Origin of the sequence: Rodentibacter genomosp. 1 (assembly GCF_001999285.1) — a bacterium.
Classification (GTDB): domain Bacteria; phylum Pseudomonadota; class Gammaproteobacteria; order Enterobacterales; family Pasteurellaceae; genus Rodentibacter.
In genome coordinates, this window is sequence record NZ_MLHN01000002.1 from 34,797 (window position 1) to 56,414 (window position 21,618).

Consider the following 21,618-nt stretch of genomic DNA (forward strand, 5'->3'; position numbering starts at 1 on the left):
AATCATGACAGATGAAGTAAAAAAATCGGATAGTGAAGCACCGAAAAAATTAAGTATTCAACGCAGAACGAAAACAACAGTGAGTGGAACAACTACCACGGGTAAGAGTAAGGCTGTTCAAGTAGAAGTGCGTAAAAAAAGAACGGTAAAAACCGATGCGGCACAAAAAGCGGAAGAAGCCGCAAAATTAAAAGCTCAGCAAGAATTAGAGGCTAAAAAAGCAGCAGAAAAGAAAGCCGCAGAAGAAAAAGCACGCTTAGAAGCGGAAAAAGCGAAAGCCGAGAAAGAAAAAACGGCAAATGCAGCCCAAAGTGCGGTCGATTCCAAACCTAAATCTGTAGATGTGGAAAAAGAAAAACGTAAAGCGGAAGAAGCCGAACTTCGCCGTAAAGCGGAAGAAGTTGCCCGTCAAAAAGCAGAAGAGCAAGCCCGTAAAGCGGCGGAAGAAGCAAAACGTTATGCTGAGATAGATGATGAGGATCACGAATCATCTTCAGAAGATTATTCTGACTATAATTTAAGCTCTAAATATGCCCTTGAAGCGGAAGATGAAGAAGAACGCCGTAATGAAAGCCGTGGCCGTGGAAAAAATAAAGTCGCAAAAGCGAAAAAAGGCGGTCGTGATGATGATAATAGCAAGAATAGTCGAAATGAGCGTGAATCTAACCGTAAAAACCAAAAAGAGGGTAAATTCGGTAAAGGTAAAAATGCTAAGAAAGGGGCTGCATTACAGCAGGCTTTCACAAAACCGGTTCAAGTTGCTAAAGCCGATGTGGTGATTGGTGAAACCATTACCGTTGCAGAACTTGCCAATAAAATGGCAGTTAAAGCGACTGAAATCATCAAAATGATGATGAAAATGGGCGAAATGGTGACAATTAACCAAGTGCTTGATCAAGAAACTGCACAATTAGTGGCGGAAGAACTGGGGCACAAAGTGATTCTTCGCAATGAAAATGAACTTGAAGAGGCGGTACTTGGCGATCGTGATGTGAATGCGGAAAAAGTCACCCGTGCACCGGTAGTCACGATTATGGGTCACGTTGACCATGGTAAAACATCCTTACTTGACTATATTCGTAAAGCGAAAGTTGCCGCCGGAGAAGCGGGGGGAATTACCCAACACATTGGTGCGTACCATGTAGAAATGGATGATGGCAAGATGATTACTTTCCTTGATACACCGGGACACGCCGCCTTTACCTCTATGCGTGCTCGTGGTGCGAAAGCAACGGATATTGTGGTTCTTGTGGTGGCCGCTGATGATGGGGTGATGCCTCAAACCATTGAAGCGATTCAACACGCAAAAGCCGCAGGTGCGCCATTAGTGGTTGCGGTAAACAAAATTGATAAACCGGAAGCCAATCCTGATCGTGTTGAGCAAGAATTGCTCCAGTATGAAGTGATTTCAGAAAAATTCGGTGGCGAAGTTCAATTTGTGCCGGTTTCTGCAAAACAGGGACTTGGTATTGATGAGTTACTTGATGCGATTCTTCTTCAATCCGAAGTGCTTGAATTAACCGCTGTGAAAGAAGGCATGGCAAGTGGTGTAGTGATTGAATCTTACCTTGATAAAGGCCGTGGCCCTGTGGCAACAATCTTAGTTCAATCCGGGACTTTACGTAAAGGCGACATCGTACTTTGTGGTTTCGAGTATGGTCGTGTAAGAGCGATGCGTGATGAAAATGGTAAAGAAATTGACGAAGCCGGCCCATCTATTCCGGTAGAAGTGCTTGGGCTTTCCGGTGTGCCGGCGGCAGGTGATGAAGCAACAGTCGTGCGTGATGAGAAAAAAGCGCGTGAGGTAGCATTATATCGCCAAGGTAAATTCCGTGAAGTCAAACTTGCCCGTCAGCAAAAAGCGAAACTTGAGAATATGTTTAGCAATATGACGGAAGGTGATGTAGCAGAATTAAACGTGATCGTCAAAGCAGACGTGCAGGGTTCTGTGGAAGCGATTGTTCAAGCCTTACACGAACTTTCAACGGACGAAGTAAAAGTGAAAGTAGTCGGTTCGGGCGTAGGCGGTATTACAGAAACCGATGCGACATTAGCCGCAGCGTCCAATGCGATTATGGTTGGTTTCAACGTTCGTGCTGATGCTTCGGCCCGTCGTGTGATTGAAAGTGAAAATATTGATTTACGTTATTATTCAATCATTTATGAACTGCTTAACGAAATCAAAGCGGCAATGAGCGGTATGTTACAGCCTGAATTCAAACAAGAAATCATCGGCTTGGCAGAAGTGCGTGATGTGTTCCGTCATCCGAAGTTCGGTGCGATTGCCGGTTGTATGGTGACAGAAGGGATTGTTAAGCGTAATAACCCAATCCGTGTGTTACGTGACAACGTCGTGATTTTTGAAGGCGAATTGGAATCCCTCCGTCGTTTCAAAGATGACGTGGCAGAAGTGCGTAGCAATATGGAGTGTGGTATCGGTGTGAAAAACTACAACGATGTTAAAGTGGGCGACCAAATCGAGGTATTCGAAGTGGTGGAGGTTAAACGTTCAATTTAATTATTAAGTTGTAACCTGTCGAAATGTTAAAAGTTGCGGTGAGATTCTCCTAGATTTTAAAAACACTAGAAAATTTGACCGCACTTTTTTATATCGAGTTTAGTTGTCGCTATATTTGTATAGCCTGTTCATATTCAAAAATGTAAAAGCAGTTATCTTTTGGAGTATTAAAATGCTGGATTATTTAGCATTATTTTTTCTATTATTTGCAAGTATTGTTATTTTTTATGCAGTCATTGCCATTCACGATATCCCCTATGAAATAGCCAAAAAACGGAATCATCCCCACCTAGAGGCGATTCATTATGCCGGATGGGTGAGTTTATTTACCCTACACGTAATTTGGCCTTTCCTTTGGATTTGGGCAACCTTATGGCATAAGGAAAACGGCTGGGGAAATGGCAATCGTCAAAAAGAACAGGCACTTTTTTCAAGCGTAGAACATATCACGCAACAGTTCCCTGAATTGGAAAAGCAAAATCTAAAATTAGAAGTGGAATTGGCAACATTACGTCAAGAATTGAATATTTTGACACAAAAATTAAACCAATTAGAAAATAAGCAAAATAAAACCGAGGTGTAGGTTATGGAGTTAATGATTTTAATTATTTATGCTTCGCTTTGTGTGGGAATTTTTAAACTCTTTAAAATTCCTTTAAACAAATGGTCGGTTCCAACGGCTATTTTAGGTGGAGTAGTATTGCTGGTTTCAATGTTATTATTTATGAATTATAACCATCCACATACCAAATTAGCGACACAATATTATGTTTCCACACCCATTGTGCCACAGGTTCGTGGTCGTGTGATTGAAGTCAATCAATTTACACCGAACCAACGGATCAAAAAAGGTGAGGTGCTATTTCGTATTGATCCTACACCTTATCAAGCCGATGTCGATGCGAAAAAAGCGGAACTGGCGAGTGCAATTCAAACGGCAACAACATTGCAACTTGATGTGAATGCCGCTAAAGCCCGCTTAGAAGAAGCAAAATTGACGATGTACCAAAAACAAAAAGAAGCAGAACGTTACAAAAAACTCGTGGTGACACAAGGAGTGAGCCACCTAGAGGCGGAAATTAAAATCCGCGAAGCCTTGAGTGCAAAAGCGACCTATGAAACCCGCATTGCCGAGCTTGAAAAAGCAGAGAAATTGCTAGATTCTAACATTAAGGGGGAAAATACCACCGTTGCAGCCAAACGTGCCGCCCTTGAACGTGCTGAATTCGATTTGGAATCAACGATTGTGCGTGCACCGTCTGACGGTTATATTTCACAGCAATTTTTACAAGAAGGTATGATGGCAGGACGTTTAGCTATTCGCCCGGTGATGACCTTTATTGGTGAACAAAAACGTCAGTTTGTTGCAGCATTTCGTCAAAATTCTCTATTACGTTTAAAAGCCGGTGATGAGGCAGAATTAGCCTTTCCTGCTATTCCTGGAAAAGTTTTCTCTGCCAAAGTGAAAGCAATTTTACCGGCTATCGGTGAAAGTGAAGTACAAGCAAACGGCACAACATATACCCGTAAATTCATTGATGAACAAGCCATGCCTCTTGTATTACTTGAACTCACTGAAGAGATGGAGGAATATCAACTTCCTTTTGGTGCAACCGCAGAAGCGGCAGTTTACACCGAACACGCTCACCATCTCGCTATGATGCGTAAAATTTTATTGAGAATGAATAGTTGGAAAAATTACCTCTATTTGGATCACTAAAATAGATAAATATTCTGCTGAATACTAAAAACGGTTCTATTCTCTATGGGATAGAATCGTTTTATTTCATCTAAATTTAGAATTTGTTATACCTAGGCAAGCTCTTGTTATTTTGGTATCTTAGCCCGAATATGTTTAGTTGCTTGTTAAAATTCTGGCTCAGAAATGAGTCTGATAGCTTTAAAAGATACATTGATATTAATTTGTAATAAGGTAGTAAATTTTTATGGATAATCTATTAAATAAGTGTAGTCGTGCGAGTGCCATACCTTCATTATTATGTGATTTTTACAAAACCTCTCACCGAATAATGTATCCTGAAGGTTCACAAATTCTTTATAGTACATTTACACCCCGTAGCAACAAACATGCCCCTTATTTAATAAGAGTAGTCTCCTTTGGTTTCCAAGCATTTATTACTAAATATTTAATTCATTATTTTAATGACAACTTCTTTTCTCGGGATAAAGATGAAATTGTTTCCGAATATTCAGATTTTATTAAAAAAACGTTGCAGTTAGATGATAAAGGGGAACACATTAAACAACTACACGAACTAGGTTACTTACCCATTCGGATTAAAGCCATTCCTGAAGGAAAAACCGTAGCAATTAAAGTTCCCGTGATGACGATTGAGAATACCCATCCCGATTTCTTTTGGCTGACAAACTATTTAGAAACACTTATTAATGTATCCCTTTGGCAGCCGATGACCTCAGCTTCCATTGCTTTTGCCTGTCGAACACTATTAGCTAAGTTTGCAAATGAAACCTGTGATAACCAAGATCACGTGCCATTTCAATCTCACGATTTTTCAATGAGAGGTATGAGTTCTTTAGAATCGGCGGAAACTTCGGGGGCGGCTCATTTAACCTCTTTTTTAGGTACAGATACGATTCCGGCGATCGCTTTCATTGAAGCCTACTATGGCTCTAAGGATTTAATTGGCACTTCAATACCGGCTTCAGAACACTCAGTGATGAGCTCACATGGTATTGATGAATTGCCTACATTTCGTTATTTAATGGCAAAATTCCCGAATAGTATGTTGTCAATTGTGTCGGATACCACTGATTTTTGGCATAACATTACGATTAATTTACCTTTATTGAAGCAGGAAATTATGACAAGACCTGAAAATGCCCGTTTAGTTATTCGGCCTGATAGCGGTGATTTTTTTGCGATTATTTGTGGCGATCCTACGGCAAATACTGAACATGAACGTAAAGGGCTGATTGAGTGCTTATGGGATATTTTTGGTGGCACAGTTAATCAGAAAGGTTATAAAGTTCTTGATCCCCATATTGGTGCTATTTATGGCGATGGCGTAACTTATGAAAAAATGGTGAAGATTTTAGAGGGGCTAAAAACCAAAGGCTTTGCCTCAAGTAATATTGTGTTTGGTGTTGGTGCACAAACTTATCAGCGTAATACACGTGATACATTAGGATTTGCTATTAAAGCCACCTCTATCACGATTAATGGTGAAGAAAAAGCGATCTTTAAAAACCCTAAAACCGATAAAGGTCTAAAAAAATCCCAAAAAGGCCGGGTTAAAGTCCTTTCTTATGATACCTATCTTGATGGACTAACCGCAAAAGATGACTTTAGTGATGATTTATTAGAACTACTCTTTGAAGACGGCAAACTGCTACGTCGAACTGGTTTTGATCAAATTAGACAAAATTTATTTGCCGATTATAACCCACCATCAAATTAATAAGTTGCTTTTAGGGTATTATAACCAAAAGAGCGGTTAACTATTATCACGTTTACCGCTCCTTTACCTAACCTCTGACTCGGGCTACCTTTCTTTCATAAAATAAAAAAATTTTTCTCACGACACAACCTGTCGCAGTGCATTATGAGAAATGCTTTATACTCCGGTGTGATTTAATTATCACAGAGGAGAAAATCTATGCGTAGACTTACCGTTAATTCAAATCCTGAAAATATCAATCAACAAATCCCTTCAAATTTAGCGGAGCAACCGACAGACTCCAAAGATAAAAGTGAAGCGGAACAGCAGATAAAAAGATTATTGGAGATTGAGGAACGCGATAATGAATATTGTGGTGAAGAGCTGGAAAATGCCGATAGCCCGCTAAGAAAAATGTTGCGCGAGGAACTTTCTGTTGAAACTCAAATGCTTTTGGCAAAATCCAATACTTGGCGTGTACGAGAAATCCTTGCAGCAAATCCTTATCTCTCGGTACAAGCCCAACTAATTTTGGCGGAAGATGAGTATGACGATATAATTGAGATACTTGCTGACAATCCGGCGCTTGGCGAAGCAACTCAATTAGTTTTGGCAAAAGGTCATAGCTGTTTGGCAAAAAGAACACTTGCTGAGAAGAATAATCTTCCCGAAAATGTGCAGTTGCTTTTAGCTCAAGATGAAGAGCGTTGGGTACGAAAAACGCTCTCAATGAATCCAAATGTTTCACCAAACGCACAAATACTTTTATTGCAAAGTAGCGGTACAAGAATAGGGCTTGCCGGTAATCCGAATCTTTCTGAAGAAGTGCGGTTGGTTTTAGCTAAAGAAGGAAATAGGGAAGTAAAAGAAGCACTTAGAATTCACACTGAGCAAACAAAATTTACAAATAGTCAATGGTTTCGTTTTTTATAATTGATTAAGAGGAAAACACCATGAACAATGGATTAGACCCTAATATTATTGAGGCACAATTTGAACGACTTAAAACGGATGAATATCAAAGTGAACTTATTGAGCAAGCAGAAAATGCCCTTTTTGCCGATCAAGAAAGTGGCGAAAAAGCGATGCGAACCATCAACGATTTCGTTAGCGACTATCTTGAAAATGGCCGTCATCAACCTATTGACGAATGGTTGATTGGACGTTTTAACTTTTATCCTGATATTTGGGAAAATGAACAAGAGAAAATTGATACGGCAAATGTGATTATTTCTACCATTGATTCCTTGGTTAAAAATCAGATTGACGTTGAAAAAGCCCTCAATAAAGGTAAGACTCTTGCCAATGTTTTAAACACAAAACTGACAGATATTGCGAACCAAAATGGTTTTGATCCTACTGATACATTGAAAGCAATAGATGAGGGATTGGAAAATGCCAACCTTGCCAGTACGGAAATGTATTTAGGGCAAGCTATTCCTTTAACGCCAAAAAGCGAAAGTACAACGCCTTTGGATATCGCCCGAAATATCACGACTAAGGCAAAAATCAACGCAAATTTACATTTAATGGCGTATGGTGTGAGAACCATAGGCGAACGGCTATACAATGCGGTTAAAGGCAAAGAAAACCGTAGCCAAAGCGAAGAATTGCTCCATATTTTACGTTCTTCTATTGAAACGGCTGAAAATAAAGGTGTTCAAGTAGCCATGTCGGGTGGGGTGGTGGTCTCTGCTAAAAAAGGGTGGATTAAAGCTGGTTTTGACACACTTAATAAAATTGAAAATGTAATAGAGATAACCCGCCAAAAATTGGATCGTGTGACGGATTTAGTATTGAGTGTGGGTGAAGGCTGGAACGATACCCGTATTCTCGATAAGGTTGAACAAGGCATTCTCAAAACCGTTGATGTTGCAGCAGAAAAAGCAAAATTTGTTGTATCAAAGGTGATTACCAAAGTTGAAAAAACCTGTGAAAACTGGTTAAAAACTAAAGGTAGGATGATTGGAACAAAAATTGGCGCAGTAATTGGTTCTGTCACTAAAGTTGGTCCGATCGCTACAGTAATTAGCGCTACGATAGGCGGCTATGTTGGCGAAAAAGTGGGGAAATTCGTTGCCGATAAAGTGGTTAAACCTGTCGCAAAGACAGTTAAAAAAATCACGTATGGTGCCATTGATGTTGTTAAAGATACGGCTAAAACGGTGGTTTCTACAGTAAGTGAGGGAGTGAAGAGAGTGGGTAAATTTGTATCATCTGGGGTAAGTAAAGTAAAAGATTTTTTTTCTTCTTTGTTGTAAATCGATTTTCATCAAATACCGTTAATTACATATTTATAAAAAGGATCAAAAATGAAACTAAACCAACAACTTATTGAATTGATTAAAGCAGGGTATTCCACATTTTATCTTCACACGGCTGAAACGGCTCGGGCAGAAAATCTCGTGGAGGAAGTGGCAAAAGAACTTGGTTTTAATGTCCACGAGATTAACCTCGCGCAAGGAAAAATCGATTTTTCCAACAAATCCCAAATTAAAGAAAATCACGGACGCATTGAACAAACCTTAAATGATCTTTTGGATGAAGATTTAGAACAAAACCTCTTTTTCATCAAAAATGCCAAACTTGCCTTAGAAAATAACCCGGTTACCGTAGCACGTTTGCAATATCTTATCGAAAAAATTGAACGCCATTACACCGGCGAATGTGCCGTGATTTTACAATCTTCGGAAGTCTATATTCCTGCTGATATTGAACCTTTTATCACACTTTTGGAAATGCCTTTGCCAAAAGAAAGCGACATCAAAGCCATTATGGATGATCTCAATATTGAAGCAGAAAAACAAAGTAAATTTATCACCGCACTTTCCGGCTTGAATGAGTTAGAAATCAAAAAAGTGCTGACGCTGATCAAACAACGTTTTAATGGTTTTAATGAAAGCGATCTAGACAAAATGCTCAATGAAATTCGCCAACAAAAAGAGCAAATTATCGCCAAAAGTGGTGTGTTGGAAATGGTGAAAGTGGATAATCAGATCGGCGATATTGGTGGCTTAGAAAATCTCAAAAAATGGTTGCAAGAGCAAGCCTATATTGTCGGAAATTTAGAAAAAGCAAAAGCCTTTGGCGTAAAAGCACCGAAAGGTGCATTGATTGCCGGAATGCCAGGTTGTGGTAAATCACTCACTGCCAAAGCCGCTGCCGCTTTGTTTCAACAACCTTTAGTTCGATTGGATATCGGCTCACTACTGGGCAAATATGTGGGTGAAAGCGAAACTAATATGCGTAAAGCCCTCGCCATGGCAGAAAGTATCAGCCCCTGTGTGCTTTGGGTGGATGAGTTGGAAAAAGCCTTTGTTGGAATGTCAGGCAATAATGCCTCGGAAGTCAGTTCTCGTCTTTTGGGCTATTTTTTAACCTGGATGCAAGAAAAAACACAGCCTGTATTTATTATCGCCACTGCTAACGACATCACTGCTTTACCACCGGAATTGCTCCGTAAAGGACGTTTTGATGAAATTTTTTATGTGGGTTTTCCAAACTATACGGAACGTAAAAAAATTCTAGAAATTCATCTCAATAAAGCGAAACAAAAAGTCGATTCCTTGGATTTAGAAGAAACTGCTCGCCAATGCCGAGATTATTCCGGTGCAGATATTGAAAATGCGGTGTATGACGGTGTGAAACAAGCATTTCTTGCCAATGCCGGACACCTTAACCAAACTACATTAATTGAAGCGATTAACCGCACTGTGCCACTGCGTAAAACCTTGAGAGAGAAAGTGGGTGAGTATGAGAAAAAATTTGAGGAACTTTACCTCACCCCGGCTTCTCACTCTGACGGATTAAGCATTGCGGAAATGAATAAATTGGCAAATAGCACCAACTATCTTGACCGCTTAAAAGTAGCGGAAGATCCTGAAGTAACCGAAGATATTTTGGAAAAATTAGTAAAAGATGAAAATGTTGAGGTGAAAAAAGCCGCATTTAGAAATTCTAATTGTCCGAAAAAAGTGCTTGATGAACAGATTTCAATTAAAGATGAGGAGCCACGTTTTAATAAGGAAATTCGGGATATTATTGTGGAGCATAGAAATGTTTCAGCTGAATTGGTGATTGAGCTGTATAAAGAGGATAATTATGAGTATGAGCAAATTAGAGAAAATGTATTGGTTAATAAATATCTATCGGAAAATGAAAAATTAAAATTTGCAACACATAAAATAGACAGCGTTCGAGAAATGATTGCTAGAAGAGATGATCTATCTGAAGATGTCCAGCTCATTCTAGCGAAGGATAGCAACGATGATGTAAAAGAACTACTATCTGCTCATAAAAACTTATACGAAAAAGCACAGATTATTCTAGCTGAAAGCAATTATAGTAGAGTTCGAGAATCGTTAGCTAGAAGAGATGATCTATCTGAAGATGTCCAGCTCATTCTAGCGAAGGATAGATATAATTATATAAAAGAGCTACTATCTGCTCATAAAAACTTATATGAAAAAGCACAGATTATTCTAGCTGAAAGCAATGATAGTAGAGTTCGAGCATCGTTAGCTAGGAATGAAAATCTTTGTGAAGAGGCTCAAATTATTTTGGCTAAAATAGCTGAGCATCCTGAGTCTAGTCCTATGACTTTTCGGTCGTGGTATGCTTTAGGGCTTACAAGAGAAGCAGAGGTCTTTGATAATCTACGCAATAATAAAAATTTATGCGAAAAAGCGAGGGCTATTTTAAGACAAAAGGATATTGAGGCTATCCGTCAATCAAACACAGGAAATAATAGTACAAAAACTCAGTGAAAATCCGCTTTTTCCCCTGAAGAACAGCTTAAAATGGTAAAAAGCAGAGATGTTTTTGTAAGACGGAAGTTAGCTGAAAGTCCAAATTTACTTCGCGATGTTATTGAGCAATTAGGAAAGGATCAAAATTTTAGTGTAAGAAAAAGTTTAGAAGAAAATACGCTTAAATAGTATTTTAAACGTTAGTTAGATATTATTTAGGGGATATTTATATCTAATTTGATAGATTATCCAAAATAAAGAGGGGCAATTCCCTCTTTTTATTGCTTTCAAAAAATCCCGATATTAGGTTGCAAACACACAAATCGGGACTTTCAATGGAATGTAGATTCCATAGGCACAGCAAATTTATTTTACCAATATCGCTAAATTAAACTAATATCCTCCCAATATTAAATAACGTGACCGGTAGGGACACACTGCGTGTGTCCGCTTAATGATTTGATTTTATAACGGACACACGCAGTCTGTCCCTACCATTTCATTAAATTGTACATTTGCGACATAAGGCCGAAAAATTCCCTCGAAACAGACCGCACTTTTCACTTTTGGACGATAAATTTTGCTATAATCCCTCGCCTTAAAAAAGAATTTTGACAATAGGAAAAGAAAATGGCTCGAGAATTTAAACGTAGCGACCGTGTTGCGCAAGAAATCCAGAAAGAAATTGCGGTGATTTTACAGCGTGAGGTGAAAGATCCCCGTGTTGGTATGGTAACCGTATCCGATGTGGAGGTGTCGAGTGATTTGGCGTATGCCAAAATTTTTGTCACTTTCTTGTTCGATCACGATGAAACGGCAATTGAACAAGGGATGAAAGGGTTGGAAAAAGCCGCACCTTATATTCGCACTTTGCTTGGTAAAGCGATGCGTTTACGCATTGTGCCGGAAATTCGTTTTATCTACGATCAATCCCTCGTGGAAGGGATGAGAATGTCCAATTTGGTGACGAACGTGGTGCGTGAAGATGAACGCAAACATGTTGAGGACGAGCAATAATGTCCAGACCACGCAAACGGGGACGGGATATTGATGGCGTGTTTTTGTTGGATAAACCGCAGGGAATGTCTTCCAATGAGATTATGCAAAAAGTCAAGCGCCTTTTCCAAGCCAATAAAGCAGGGCATACGGGGGCGTTAGATCCCTTGGCAACAGGAATGTTGCCGATTTGTTTGGGTGAGGCAACGAAGTTTTCGCAATTTTTATTGGATGCGGATAAACGGTATTTAGTGACCGCGAAATTGGGGGAGCGCACCGATACTTCCGATGCTGATGGGCAGATTGTGGAAACTCGTGCGGTGGGGGTAGAAACGCCGCAAATTTTGACCGCACTTGAGCAATTTCGGGGCGATATTTTGCAAGTGCCGACCATGTTTTCAGCCTTAAAACATCAAGGTAAACCTTTGTATGAATATGCCCGTCAAGGTATTACCGTAGAGCGTGAAGCCCGCCCAATCACCATCTTTGAACTCAACTTTATTGAATATCAAGCCCCTTATTTAACCTTGGAAGTACATTGCTCTAAAGGCACTTATATTCGCACTTTGGTAGATGATTTAGGGGAAGTGTTAGGCTGTGGCGCACACGTCACTATGTTACGCCGACTTGCCGTGGCGGATTATCCCATTGAAGCGATGATGAGTTGGGAAGAATTACAATATCTTGCGGAAAAGCAAAATTTGGCGTTACTTGATCAACATTTATTACCAACAGACACGGCAGTGAGCAGATTACCAGCGTTGCATTTGAATGAGTCACAAAGCCGTACCATTGGTTTTGGTCAGCGTGTAAAATTTGCTAACGAGCAACAATGGCAAGGGCAAGTGCGGTTGTTTTCAGCGGAGAATTTGTTTTTGGGTGTTGCTCGTATTGAAGGGCATATCATTCATCCGCAACGATTAATCACACAAACTCTATAATTTCAGTTGCCTTTCCGACTAAATTCCAGTAATCTCACCTGTAATTAATTTCTTACAAATGGTGTAAATAAAATATTACAGGTGGATTATGGAAGCGCTTAATGATTTACGTTCCGAAATTGATTCGCTCGATCGCGAACTCATTCAACTTTTTTCTAAACGCCTCAAACTGGTTTCACAGGTGGGCAAAGTCAAACATCAACACGGTCTCCCTATCTATGCACCCGATCGTGAAATTGCTATGTTAAAAGCACGCCGTTTGGAAGCGGAGAAAGCCGGGATTTCACCGGATTTAATCGAAGATGTGCTACGCCGTTTTATGCGGGAATCTTATACCAATGAAAACCGGTTTGGTTTTAAAACCGTGAATCCCAACATTCAAAAAATTGTGATTGTAGGCGGTTATGGAAAATTGGGCGGATTATTTGCCCGTTATTTGAGAGCTTCCGGTTATCCGATTTCTGTTTTAGAACGTGATGATTGGGATGTAGCCGAGAGAATTCTTGCTAATGCAGATGCGGTAATTATTTCCGTCCCCATTTCCAATACACTTGAAACCATTGAACGCTTAAAACCTTATTTAACAGAAAATATGCTACTGGCGGATCTCACTTCCGTGAAACGTGAGCCTTTGGCGAAAATGTTGGAAATACACCAAGGGGCCGTGGTGGGATTGCATCCGATGTTTGGCCCGGATATTGCCAGTATGGCAAAACAAGTGGTCGTCCGCTGTGATGGGCGTTTTCCTGAACGCTATGAATGGTTGCTTGAACAAATTCAAATTTGGGGCGCTAAAATTCATCAAACTGATGCTATTGAGCACGATCATAATATGACTTATGTGCAAGCCTTACGTCATTTTTCGACTTTTGCCAATGGCTTGCACCTTTCCAAGCAACCGGTAAATCTTGCTAATTTATTGGCGCTTTCTTCCCCAATTTATCGTTTAGAATTGGCGATGATCGGGCGTTTGTTTGCACAAGATGCCGAGCTTTATGCAGATATTATTATGGATAAAGCGGAAAACCTAGAGGTGATTGAAAGTTTAAAACAAACTTATGAAGAAGCATTAGCATTTTTTGAAAACCATGATCGCAAGGGATTCATTGATGCCTTTCATCAAGTACGGGAATGGTTCGGCGACTATTCCGAACAATTTTTAAAAGAAAGCCATCAATTGCTGCAACAAGCAAATGATTTAAAACAAGGGTAAATAGAAAGTGCGGTTGAGAATAACCGCACAATTGTCAGTTCTTTTCCTATTTAAAAATAATGGATATATTCGATTATAATAATCCTTACTGTCTGGCTAACCGTAAATTTTCAGGTAGAGGCTCAAAGTTAGAACGGAAGGGATTTATATCCAAGCCGCCACGGCGGGTATAGCGAGCATAAACCGTGAGTTTTTCCGGTTTGGCATAGTGCATTAAATCGCAAAAAATACGCTCCACACATTGCTCGTGAAATTCGTTGTGCTGACGGAAAGAGACAACGTAACGTAATAATTTTTCCCGATCAATTTTTTTGCCAATATAGTGAATTTGAAGGGAGCCCCAATCAGGCTGATTGGTGATTAAACAATTTGATTTTAATAAATGACTGACTAAATATTCTTCTACCACTTCATCAGATACGCAATTTTCTAGCCAACCGGTATTAAATTGATAGTCAGTAATTTCAATGTCTTGCTCATCAATACATTCACCTTGTAACCTATCAATTTGTTGTGTTTGATAAAACGCAAGCGGATTTAACCGCACTTTCACTTCGCCTTGGGCACATTCTGCTAAATCTTGCTGCATAATGTGTGCCACCTGACTAAAATCGGCAAATTTGGTTTGGTTAAAGCTGTTTAAATAGAGTTTAAAACTTTTAGATTCAATTAAATTTTTGCTTTGATGATCCAAATAAATATCCGCAATCGCCACCTGTGGCACACCTTTTTCATTCAGCCATGAAATTTCATAAGCTGTCCAAATATCAGCACCTATTGTAAAGGGTTGGGCTTTGGTGATGCCTAAATCATCACGGTTCAATGCTCTAGGAACGGGCTGCAATAACGTGCGGTCATATTCATTGGCATAATCGGTTTTTTGTCCGAGTTTAAGGGCGTCTAGCCCGTAATTTTGCTTGTTCATTGTTTTTCCTTGCTATAAAAAATTCCACGAAATATTTGAGATCAATCGGCATTGATCACATTTAAAATGAAATACCTCAAAAATAGGTTCGCTTAATGCCCAGTTACCACCACATTCGGGGCATTGTCGATGTTGCTCCTTTTCAAGGGATTCACCACCCACACGATAAAGATAATAGTAGGTAGGAATATGACTTATTTTTTCGATTTCTTGGGCTAAATAGCGACCATGTTTTGCCAATCTGCTTTGATGATCAGTGATTTCTTTTAAGGCTTGATGTTCTAAAATTACGCCATTCATTTGAAGTTGATCGCAGGCTTGCCAGTTTTCTTGCCATTTAATCACATCTTGGCTCAAGTCCGGTTGGGTTTTCAGTTGTTTATAAAGAGGAATGGGAGAAAAATTCTCGCCACTATGAAGAGGCGAGCAACTTTGTAAATGGGTCGTATAAAGTATTTGCCACGTAGGATAAGAATTCAAGGCGGTTTGATCGCTATTGAGATCATCACCAATCAATTGAAAACCCTCAAAAATCAGACCGTACTTTTTGGCCTTTTCTAATGCGTGATTGACCTCTACATTATTATTTTTGGGGAAAAGGCTGTCTTGTTCAGGGCAAATGACACGCATAGCAAAGCCTTGTTGCCCGTTTTCCTCCGCTAAATAGAGCGGAATTTCACGCCCGATAATCTGACCGTTATAACGCCATTGATCAATGAGCGTATTCAGCAAACGGCTTTGTTCCGCAATGTCATTTTCAAGTGCGGTCAATTTGAAGAAAGTTTCGATTAAGTACATTGTTGTTTTAATTGTTCTCTAATTTGGTTTAAGCCGTTTAAGCGGGTTTCACTTAGTCGTTGTGCAATGCCGAGTTCGGTAAAAAAAGCGGTGAGATCAAATTTGCTTAATTCCTCACCATTTTTACCATTGATTTCTTCCAGTAAAAGCCAAAGTAAACCGTTCATAATGCGTGCTTCACTGAAGGCGCTGAATTGAAAAGTGCGGTCATTTTGAGGGAGAATTTGAAACCACATTTGTGCTTCACAACCCGTAATTGGTTGCATATTGGCAAGTTCATCATCACTTGGGCGAGGCAAATTTTTGCCAGCTTGAATAATCAGGCGGTAACGTTCTTCCCAGTTTTTGGCAAGTTTTAATTGGTCGATCATTGTAAAAGCTCCAAAGCTTTATCCAGTGCAGCGAAGAATTGTGCCACATCCTCAGGCGTATTGTAAGGGGCAAAAGAGAGGCGTAAGGTGGTTCGCTCTCCGATCCTTGCTAAATAGGGTTGAGCGCAATGTTCCCCCACCCGCAAAGCAATATTTTGTTCACTGAGCAAGGTGGAAAGATCTGAGCTATCAATCCCATCAAAGACAAAACACACAATGCTACTTGGTTGTGGAGAATTGAATAATCGACAATTTATATAATTTTTTAACCGCACTTTTACCAATTCTGCCAATGCCAGCACGTGTTGTTCTGCTGATTCAAAATCCCATTGTTGTAACCAATCTAATACGGCATTAAAGCCAATTACGCCAGCGATATTTGGTGTGCCGGCTTCAAGGCGATAGGGTAATTCGGCAAAGGTGATATTTTCTGATGACACACGATCGACCATTTTGCCACCGAAAAAAAGTGGTTGGAGTGATGAAAGTGCGGTCAATTTTCCGCTTAAAACCCCGATTCCATTTGGGCCGTAAATTTTATGGGCGGAAAAGACGAGAAAATCCGCATCAAGATCTTGCAGATCAATCTTAATATGGCTGATTGCTTGGGCAGCATCCACTAAAACAAGGGCATTGCTATGTTGTCGGATCATTTGAATTAAGCGTTTAACGGGCTGTTCCGTGCCGGTGATGTTTGAAACAAAGTTTAATGCCACCAGTTTTATGCGTTCATTGAGCGTATTTTTTAGTGCGGTTTCGTCAATAAGCCAATTATCCAAAAGAGGCAAAATCCGAATTTTTGCACCGCACTTTTTGGCAGTTTCATGCCAAGTGACAAAATTCGCATGGTGATCTGCTTGACTGATCAGAATTTCATCGCCGGTTTTCAAATGGGGTAATAACCCGTTCGCCACTAAATTAATCGAATGGGTTGTGCCGGACGTCCAAATCACCGCTTTTTCATCTTCCGCATTAATCAGCTGTTTCACTCGTGTGCGGGCTTGTTCATATTGGGCGGTTTGCTTCGCATCATATTGGCTACGATGCACCGAACCGGCTGAGGCATAAAATTCAGCGGTGCGTTCAATTAATACCTGAGGTTTTAATGCCGTAGCGGCATTATCTAAATACACGGTGGCATTAGGGTTTTTAAAATAAGGAAAATGTTCTTTAAATGATTGATAATCAAAAGCCATACTTTTTCTCCTGTTTGCGCCATTCATGGGGAGGAATGGGGGAACGTTCAGCCCATAAGCCTAATCGTTGTGATTGCGCTTTTTGTTGAGCGTATAAATAAATGGGCCGGCGAAGATATTGACGATATGCCCAAGCCATACCGGATTTCACCATCTCAAGATTAATGTTTTTACCGTTGTAATAAACCGTTGCCAGTGTACGTTTATAGCGATCTTGGCCGCTTATTTTTAAGGTGACCCTCCGTTTATAAATCAGCTTTGAAAGCTGCTGTTTGGATTTCTTGCCAAAAGGTTGATTCCTTTCCGGTGCATCAATTTCTTCTAAACGCACTTTGAGCGGTTTATTTCCTATCATCAGGCAGGTGATCGTATCGCCATCACTGATTCCTATCACAAGACAAGTGTTGGAAGGGCGGGAATGGGCTGAAAGTGCGGTTAAAAAAACAAATAAAATTAAAAAGATATTTTTAATCATTGGGTTAGTGAACGATAAATGGTTTTATTTCGGTGAATTATTGAAAATTTTCTACTTTGGAAAATGAATCAGCATTGTAGCAAATTACAACCCTAATGAACCAGTGTTATGATTTTTGATCAAACGCATAAATTCTTGTATTTTTCAAGAAAAAGAGTAGTAAAGGGCGGAAAAATAGGCGTAAAATATTTTTTAAATTTTATTGAAAAAGTTGAAAAGGAAAAAGATGTTATACAAGCTGTTTCTTTTGGTTCGTTCCTTATTGATTCTTTACATTATGCTTTATCTCGGCAATCAAGTTGCGCATTTTATCCCTGTTGGCGTACCCGGTAGTATTTGGGGATTATTGCTACTTTTTATTGGTTTGACGACAAAAATCATTGCTTTGGAATGGGTTTATTTGAGTGCAAGTTTGTTGATTCGTTTCATGGCAGTGCTGTTTGTCCCTGTGAGTGTAGGGATTATTAAGTATTCTGACTTATTGTGGGCGCAAATGAATATTTTGATTATCCCTAATGTTGTCAGCACTTGTGCTACGCTCGTTTTTATCGGTATTGTGGCGAATATGATGTTTGAACGCCAATCCTTTCGCCATAAACGCAAAAAAGTTTTAGCCAAACGCAAGGTGCAAGAAGAAAAACAAAGTCATTAAATAGAGTGATATTATGAATTACAGCATTTATCTTTATAGTTTATTAACGATTTTCGGATTTTGGCTTGCCCTCCAAATTAATAAGCGTTGGAAATCTATTATTTTCAACTCATTTATTCTTACCGTGCTGATTTTGGTTGTAATTTTAGTGATGGGGAAAATTCCTTATGATGACTATATGCAAGGCAATACTCCCATTAATCATTTATTGAGCCTGAGTATTGTGGCACTTGCCTTACCGCTCTATGAACAATTAAGACAAATTGCCAAACAGTGGCGTATTATTTTTTCTGTTGTTGTCCTTGCTTCTGTCTTCTCAATGTTTACCGGTGCAATTCTCGCATTAATTTTAGGTGCTACACCGGATATGGTGGCTACTGTGTTGCCCAAATCCATTACTACACCCATTGCGATGGAGGTGTCAGCCCATTTAGGGGGGATTCCTGCGGTTACCGCAGTAGGCGTTGTACTGGCAGGGTTGCAAGGTTCAATTTTTGGTTATTTGATTTTGAAAAAAATAGGGCTACGTCACCAAGAGGCGATAGGTTTATCGGTCGGGTCGATTTCTCACGCATTGGGTACAGTAAGCTGTATGGAAATTAATCCAAAAGCGGGGAGTTACAGTTCGATTTCTTTGGTTCTTTGTGGCATTATCAGCGCTATTCTTGCACCATTGGTGTTTAAAATGATTTATCTGTTTGTGTAAACCTTATGAAAAATACCTTATCAGCCAGTTGGATCGAACGCTTTATTCCTGATCCGCCAAGAGAAAAAGATCATCGCCCGCCATTTCGTCGAGATCGTGGGAGAATTTTACATTCTGCCGCTTTTCGTTGTTTGCAAGCGAAAACACAAATTCACGCTATTGGCGAAAATGACTTTTATCGAACCCGTTTAACACACTCTCTAGAAGTGGCTCAAATTGGAAGTAGTTTGGTCGCACAACTGAAATATGTTGAGGCATTTAATCATTTATCCGAACAATTAAATTGGGAACAAACGGCACTACAAAAACAACTTAAAGGCTTGTTACCCAGCAATGATTTAATCGAAAGCCTTTGCTTTTCCCATGATATTGGCCATCCACCTTTTGGGCATGGTGGGGAAGTCGCTTTAAATTTTATGATGCATCAAAATGGTGGGTTTGAAGGGAATGCACAAACATTTAGGATTCTGACGAAACTGGAACCTTACACGGAAAATGCGGGGATGAATTTAACACGTCGCACACTTCTAGGCGTGATTAAATATCCTACGATTTTGGATATGGCTTCACCGCAATATGCCAATTTGCCTCATTTAATTCATCGAGATGCCCGTTTTATTAAAATCAGCGATTGGAAACCGGGGAAAGGTATTTTTCGTGATGATTTAGCGATGTTTCATTGGTTGTTACAAAACCTTTCTGAAAATGACCGCACTTTATTCACTTCAGTACAACAAGAGCGGTCAAATTCTGCCGAGTTTTTAAAAACCAGTTTTAAATCTCTTGATTGTAGCATTATGGAATTGGCGGATGATATTGCTTATGCGGTGCATGATTTAGAAGACGCCATTGTGACTAAAATGGTGAATCAACATCAATGGCAGGAAGCGCATATGGCATTAGAGCAAATTCCTTATCCATGGTTACAAAAAAATCTCCAAAGCATTAGTCAAGGGCTTTTTTCTGACAAACATTTTGAGCGAAAAAATGCCATTGGGGCATTGGTGAACTTTTTTATTACCAATGTACGTTGGACACTCACCGAGAATTTTGATGAGCCTTTGTTACGTTATAACGCAGAATTCCCAAAATCGGTGGTGATGGCGCTTGACGTATTCAAAAAATTCGTTTGGAAATATGTTATTCGTGGTGTTGATACGCAGAGAATTGAATACAAAGGGCAAAGAATGTTGACGGAAATGTTTCAAATTTTTGAATCCGATCCTATTCGTCTTTTGCCGCGTCATACAGCTGAAGAGTGGCAAAATGCTCCGGACAACCAGAAAAAACGTGTGATTTGTGATTATATTGCGAGTATGTCGGATGCTCATGCGATGAGGGTTTATCAGCAGTTATAATACGTCCTTAGTTTATTCGGTTGAATTTTAAACCTCTTCGAAAAAAAACCGCTACTCATTTGAATAGCGGTGGAGGTCTTAAAATAAGAAACTGAGAAAACTGCATTCGCAGTGCACTAGCAATTTGTCAGACCAAAACTTCGTGAGTTAGTTCACGCTTTACTAGATAATTTTAGGTAAGTTTAGTTGAGTTGTCGTTTTAAATAGAGAAAATTTTTATAAAAAAGGGCGGTCAATAAAACTTATGTTTTGATGACCGCTCTTTTTTAATTCAATTTAATCCTCTTTTTTAGATGGTTTGATAGCAAGTAAATTACAGTTAAGCTTACTAATCACGTGTTCAGCGGTGTTACCTAACAATGCGGCAGATAAACCGGTTCTACCTACTGTACCAAGAATCACAAGCTCTGCCTCAATTTCTTTTGCTACCTCAGGAATCACATCTTCGGGGAAACCTTCTCGTACATGGGTATGATCTTCATCAATACTAAATTTTTGACGTAAGGTTTTCATATTAATTAAGTGTTGCCCCCGAATACCATTTTCGTAGCCTGAAGTGTTAAATTCCGGTAAATCAATCGCCATATTGATTGGCGTAACAGGGTAGGCGGTGACAAGATGTACATTGCCACGATTTAAATTTTCTGCAAGCGACATACCTGTAGCGACAAGCTCTTGATTAAATTCATCTTGATAATCTTGTTCACCGGAGACATTTACTGCAATTAAAATACGACGTTGATGCTTCCAATTCCCATCACGAACAATTAAAACAGGGATAGGGCATTTACGTAACAATTGCCAATCAACAGGTGTGAAAATGAGGGAGGTTAAACTTTCCTCATCTTTTGTATATTTCACGACTAAATCATATTGGTTTTTCTCGACTTCTTCACGGATCCCCTCAGCTTCATTACTGTTCCAAACGATATGAGATTCAAACTCAATTTGTGGATCTGCATATTTATCAAGATAAAACTGAACAGCTTGACGATGTTGTTCAATCGCCGTTTTATGCATTTCCTCTCTTTCCTCAGAAGAGAGCAAAGCAGACATTTCATAAGATAAATCATAAACCGCTAATAATGTTGTAATTTTTACTTTCTCAACATTTTCTTGTTCTTTTACAAGACGAACTGCACGTGCGAGGGCATATTGTTTTTCATTATCAGGATTGAGAACAACTAAGATATTTTTAAATTTCATAACAACCTCCGTGATCATTGTTCATAGCATAAAAAAGAATTTGTAACATGACAAGAAAAGATCACTGAAAAACTGATCTGATACAACTTTTCTATA

At 39.4% G+C, this 21,618-nt stretch carries 20 protein-coding genes; 14 read left to right on the forward strand and 6 right to left on the reverse strand.

The window, feature by feature from the left end; genetic code table 11:
• Positions 1-4 precede the first annotated feature (4 nt).
• The 11 genes from infB (at position 5) to tyrA (ending at position 13,835) form a co-directional block, all read left to right on the forward strand.
• Positions 5-2,518, forward strand: coding sequence for a translation initiation factor IF-2 (gene infB, locus BKK54_RS00800; RefSeq protein WP_077540586.1), 2,514 nt, complete (start codon positions 5-7; stop codon positions 2,516-2,518).
• 172 nt (positions 2,519-2,690) lie between these two features.
• Positions 2,691-3,101 carry a DUF3302 domain-containing protein gene (locus tag BKK54_RS00805; protein ID WP_077540588.1) on the forward strand — a complete coding sequence of 137 codons (411 nt, stop codon included), beginning with the start codon at positions 2,691-2,693 and terminating at the stop codon, positions 3,099-3,101.
• A gap of 3 nt (positions 3,102-3,104) precedes the next feature.
• Positions 3,105-4,238 (forward strand): HlyD family secretion protein, encoded by a 1,134-nt coding sequence (locus tag BKK54_RS00810; RefSeq protein WP_077540590.1) that lies wholly within the window; start codon positions 3,105-3,107, stop codon positions 4,236-4,238.
• A 226-nt stretch (positions 4,239-4,464) separates the two neighbouring features.
• Positions 4,465-5,958, forward strand: a complete 1,494-nt coding sequence (locus BKK54_RS00815; RefSeq protein WP_077540592.1) for a nicotinate phosphoribosyltransferase — start codon at positions 4,465-4,467, stop codon at positions 5,956-5,958.
• A gap of 198 nt (positions 5,959-6,156) precedes the next feature.
• Positions 6,157-6,870, forward strand: coding sequence for a hypothetical protein (locus tag BKK54_RS00820; protein ID WP_077540594.1), 714 nt, complete (start codon positions 6,157-6,159; stop codon positions 6,868-6,870).
• Positions 6,871-6,890: 20 nt separating this feature from the next.
• Entirely contained in the window at positions 6,891-8,198 is a 1,308-nt protein-coding gene (locus tag BKK54_RS00825) for a hypothetical protein (RefSeq protein WP_077540606.1), read from the forward strand.
• Positions 8,199-8,249: 51 nt separating this feature from the next.
• Positions 8,250-10,703, forward strand: coding sequence for an AAA family ATPase (locus BKK54_RS00830; RefSeq protein ID WP_077540608.1), 2,454 nt, complete (start codon positions 8,250-8,252; stop codon positions 10,701-10,703).
• Positions 10,704-10,736: 33 nt separating this feature from the next.
• Complete coding sequence (locus tag BKK54_RS11705; protein ID WP_158074605.1) at positions 10,737-10,874, forward strand: hypothetical protein; 138 nt, start codon at positions 10,737-10,739, stop codon at positions 10,872-10,874.
• 441 nt (positions 10,875-11,315) lie between these two features.
• Entirely contained in the window at positions 11,316-11,702 is a 387-nt protein-coding gene (rbfA, locus tag BKK54_RS00835) for a 30S ribosome-binding factor RbfA (RefSeq protein ID WP_077540610.1), read from the forward strand.
• Positions 11,702-12,622, forward strand: coding sequence for a tRNA pseudouridine(55) synthase TruB (gene truB / locus BKK54_RS00840; RefSeq protein ID WP_077540612.1), 921 nt, complete (start codon positions 11,702-11,704; stop codon positions 12,620-12,622). Before rbfA ends, truB begins: the two co-directional genes overlap by 1 nt.
• 88 nt (positions 12,623-12,710) lie before the next feature.
• Complete coding sequence (gene tyrA, locus BKK54_RS00845; protein ID WP_077540614.1) at positions 12,711-13,835, forward strand: bifunctional chorismate mutase/prephenate dehydrogenase; 1,125 nt, start codon at positions 12,711-12,713, stop codon at positions 13,833-13,835.
• 85 nt (positions 13,836-13,920) lie between these two features.
• Here tyrA and queF read toward each other — a convergent pair whose 3' ends face one another.
• The 5 genes from queF to BKK54_RS00870 are packed head-to-tail and all read right to left on the reverse strand — an operon-like array spanning position 13,921 to position 17,600.
• Positions 13,921-14,760, reverse strand: coding sequence for an NADPH-dependent 7-cyano-7-deazaguanine reductase QueF (gene queF / locus BKK54_RS00850; protein ID WP_077540616.1), 840 nt, complete (start codon positions 14,758-14,760; stop codon positions 13,921-13,923).
• Between the two features lie 12 nt (positions 14,761-14,772).
• Complete coding sequence (locus BKK54_RS00855) at positions 14,773-15,558, reverse strand: Zn-ribbon-containing protein (RefSeq protein ID WP_077540619.1); 786 nt, start codon at positions 15,556-15,558, stop codon at positions 14,773-14,775.
• Positions 15,549-15,929: a SufE family protein gene (locus BKK54_RS00860; protein WP_077540621.1), complete on the reverse strand. Its 381-nt coding sequence runs from the start codon at positions 15,927-15,929 to the stop codon at positions 15,549-15,551. Before BKK54_RS00860 ends, BKK54_RS00855 begins: the two co-directional genes overlap by 10 nt.
• Complete coding sequence (locus BKK54_RS00865) at positions 15,926-17,125, reverse strand: cysteine desulfurase (protein ID WP_077540623.1); 1,200 nt, start codon at positions 17,123-17,125, stop codon at positions 15,926-15,928. Before BKK54_RS00865 ends, BKK54_RS00860 begins: the two co-directional genes overlap by 4 nt.
• Positions 17,115-17,600, reverse strand: coding sequence for a thermonuclease family protein (locus BKK54_RS00870; RefSeq protein WP_077540625.1), 486 nt, complete (start codon positions 17,598-17,600; stop codon positions 17,115-17,117). Before BKK54_RS00870 ends, BKK54_RS00865 begins: the two co-directional genes overlap by 11 nt.
• A gap of 226 nt (positions 17,601-17,826) precedes the next feature.
• Here BKK54_RS00870 and BKK54_RS00875 point away from each other — a divergent pair, with 226 nt between their 5' ends.
• The 3 genes from BKK54_RS00875 to BKK54_RS00885 are packed head-to-tail and all read left to right on the forward strand — an operon-like array spanning position 17,827 to position 20,316.
• Entirely contained in the window at positions 17,827-18,252 is a 426-nt protein-coding gene (locus BKK54_RS00875) for a CidA/LrgA family protein (protein ID WP_077540627.1), read from the forward strand.
• A gap of 10 nt (positions 18,253-18,262) precedes the next feature.
• Positions 18,263-18,958: a CidB/LrgB family autolysis modulator gene (locus BKK54_RS00880; RefSeq protein ID WP_143541390.1), complete on the forward strand. Its 696-nt coding sequence runs from the start codon at positions 18,263-18,265 to the stop codon at positions 18,956-18,958.
• Positions 18,959-18,963: 5 nt separating this feature from the next.
• On the forward strand, positions 18,964-20,316 hold the full coding sequence (locus BKK54_RS00885) for an anti-phage deoxyguanosine triphosphatase (protein ID WP_077540631.1): 1,353 nt from the start codon (positions 18,964-18,966) through the stop codon (positions 20,314-20,316).
• A gap of 276 nt (positions 20,317-20,592) precedes the next feature.
• On the opposite strand, the gene uspE is transcribed toward BKK54_RS00885, so the two are convergent.
• A complete protein-coding gene (gene uspE / locus BKK54_RS00890) occupies positions 20,593-21,522 on the reverse strand; it encodes a universal stress protein UspE (RefSeq protein ID WP_077540633.1) in 930 nt (309 codons plus the stop codon).
• Between the last annotated feature and the right edge of the window lie 96 nt (positions 21,523-21,618).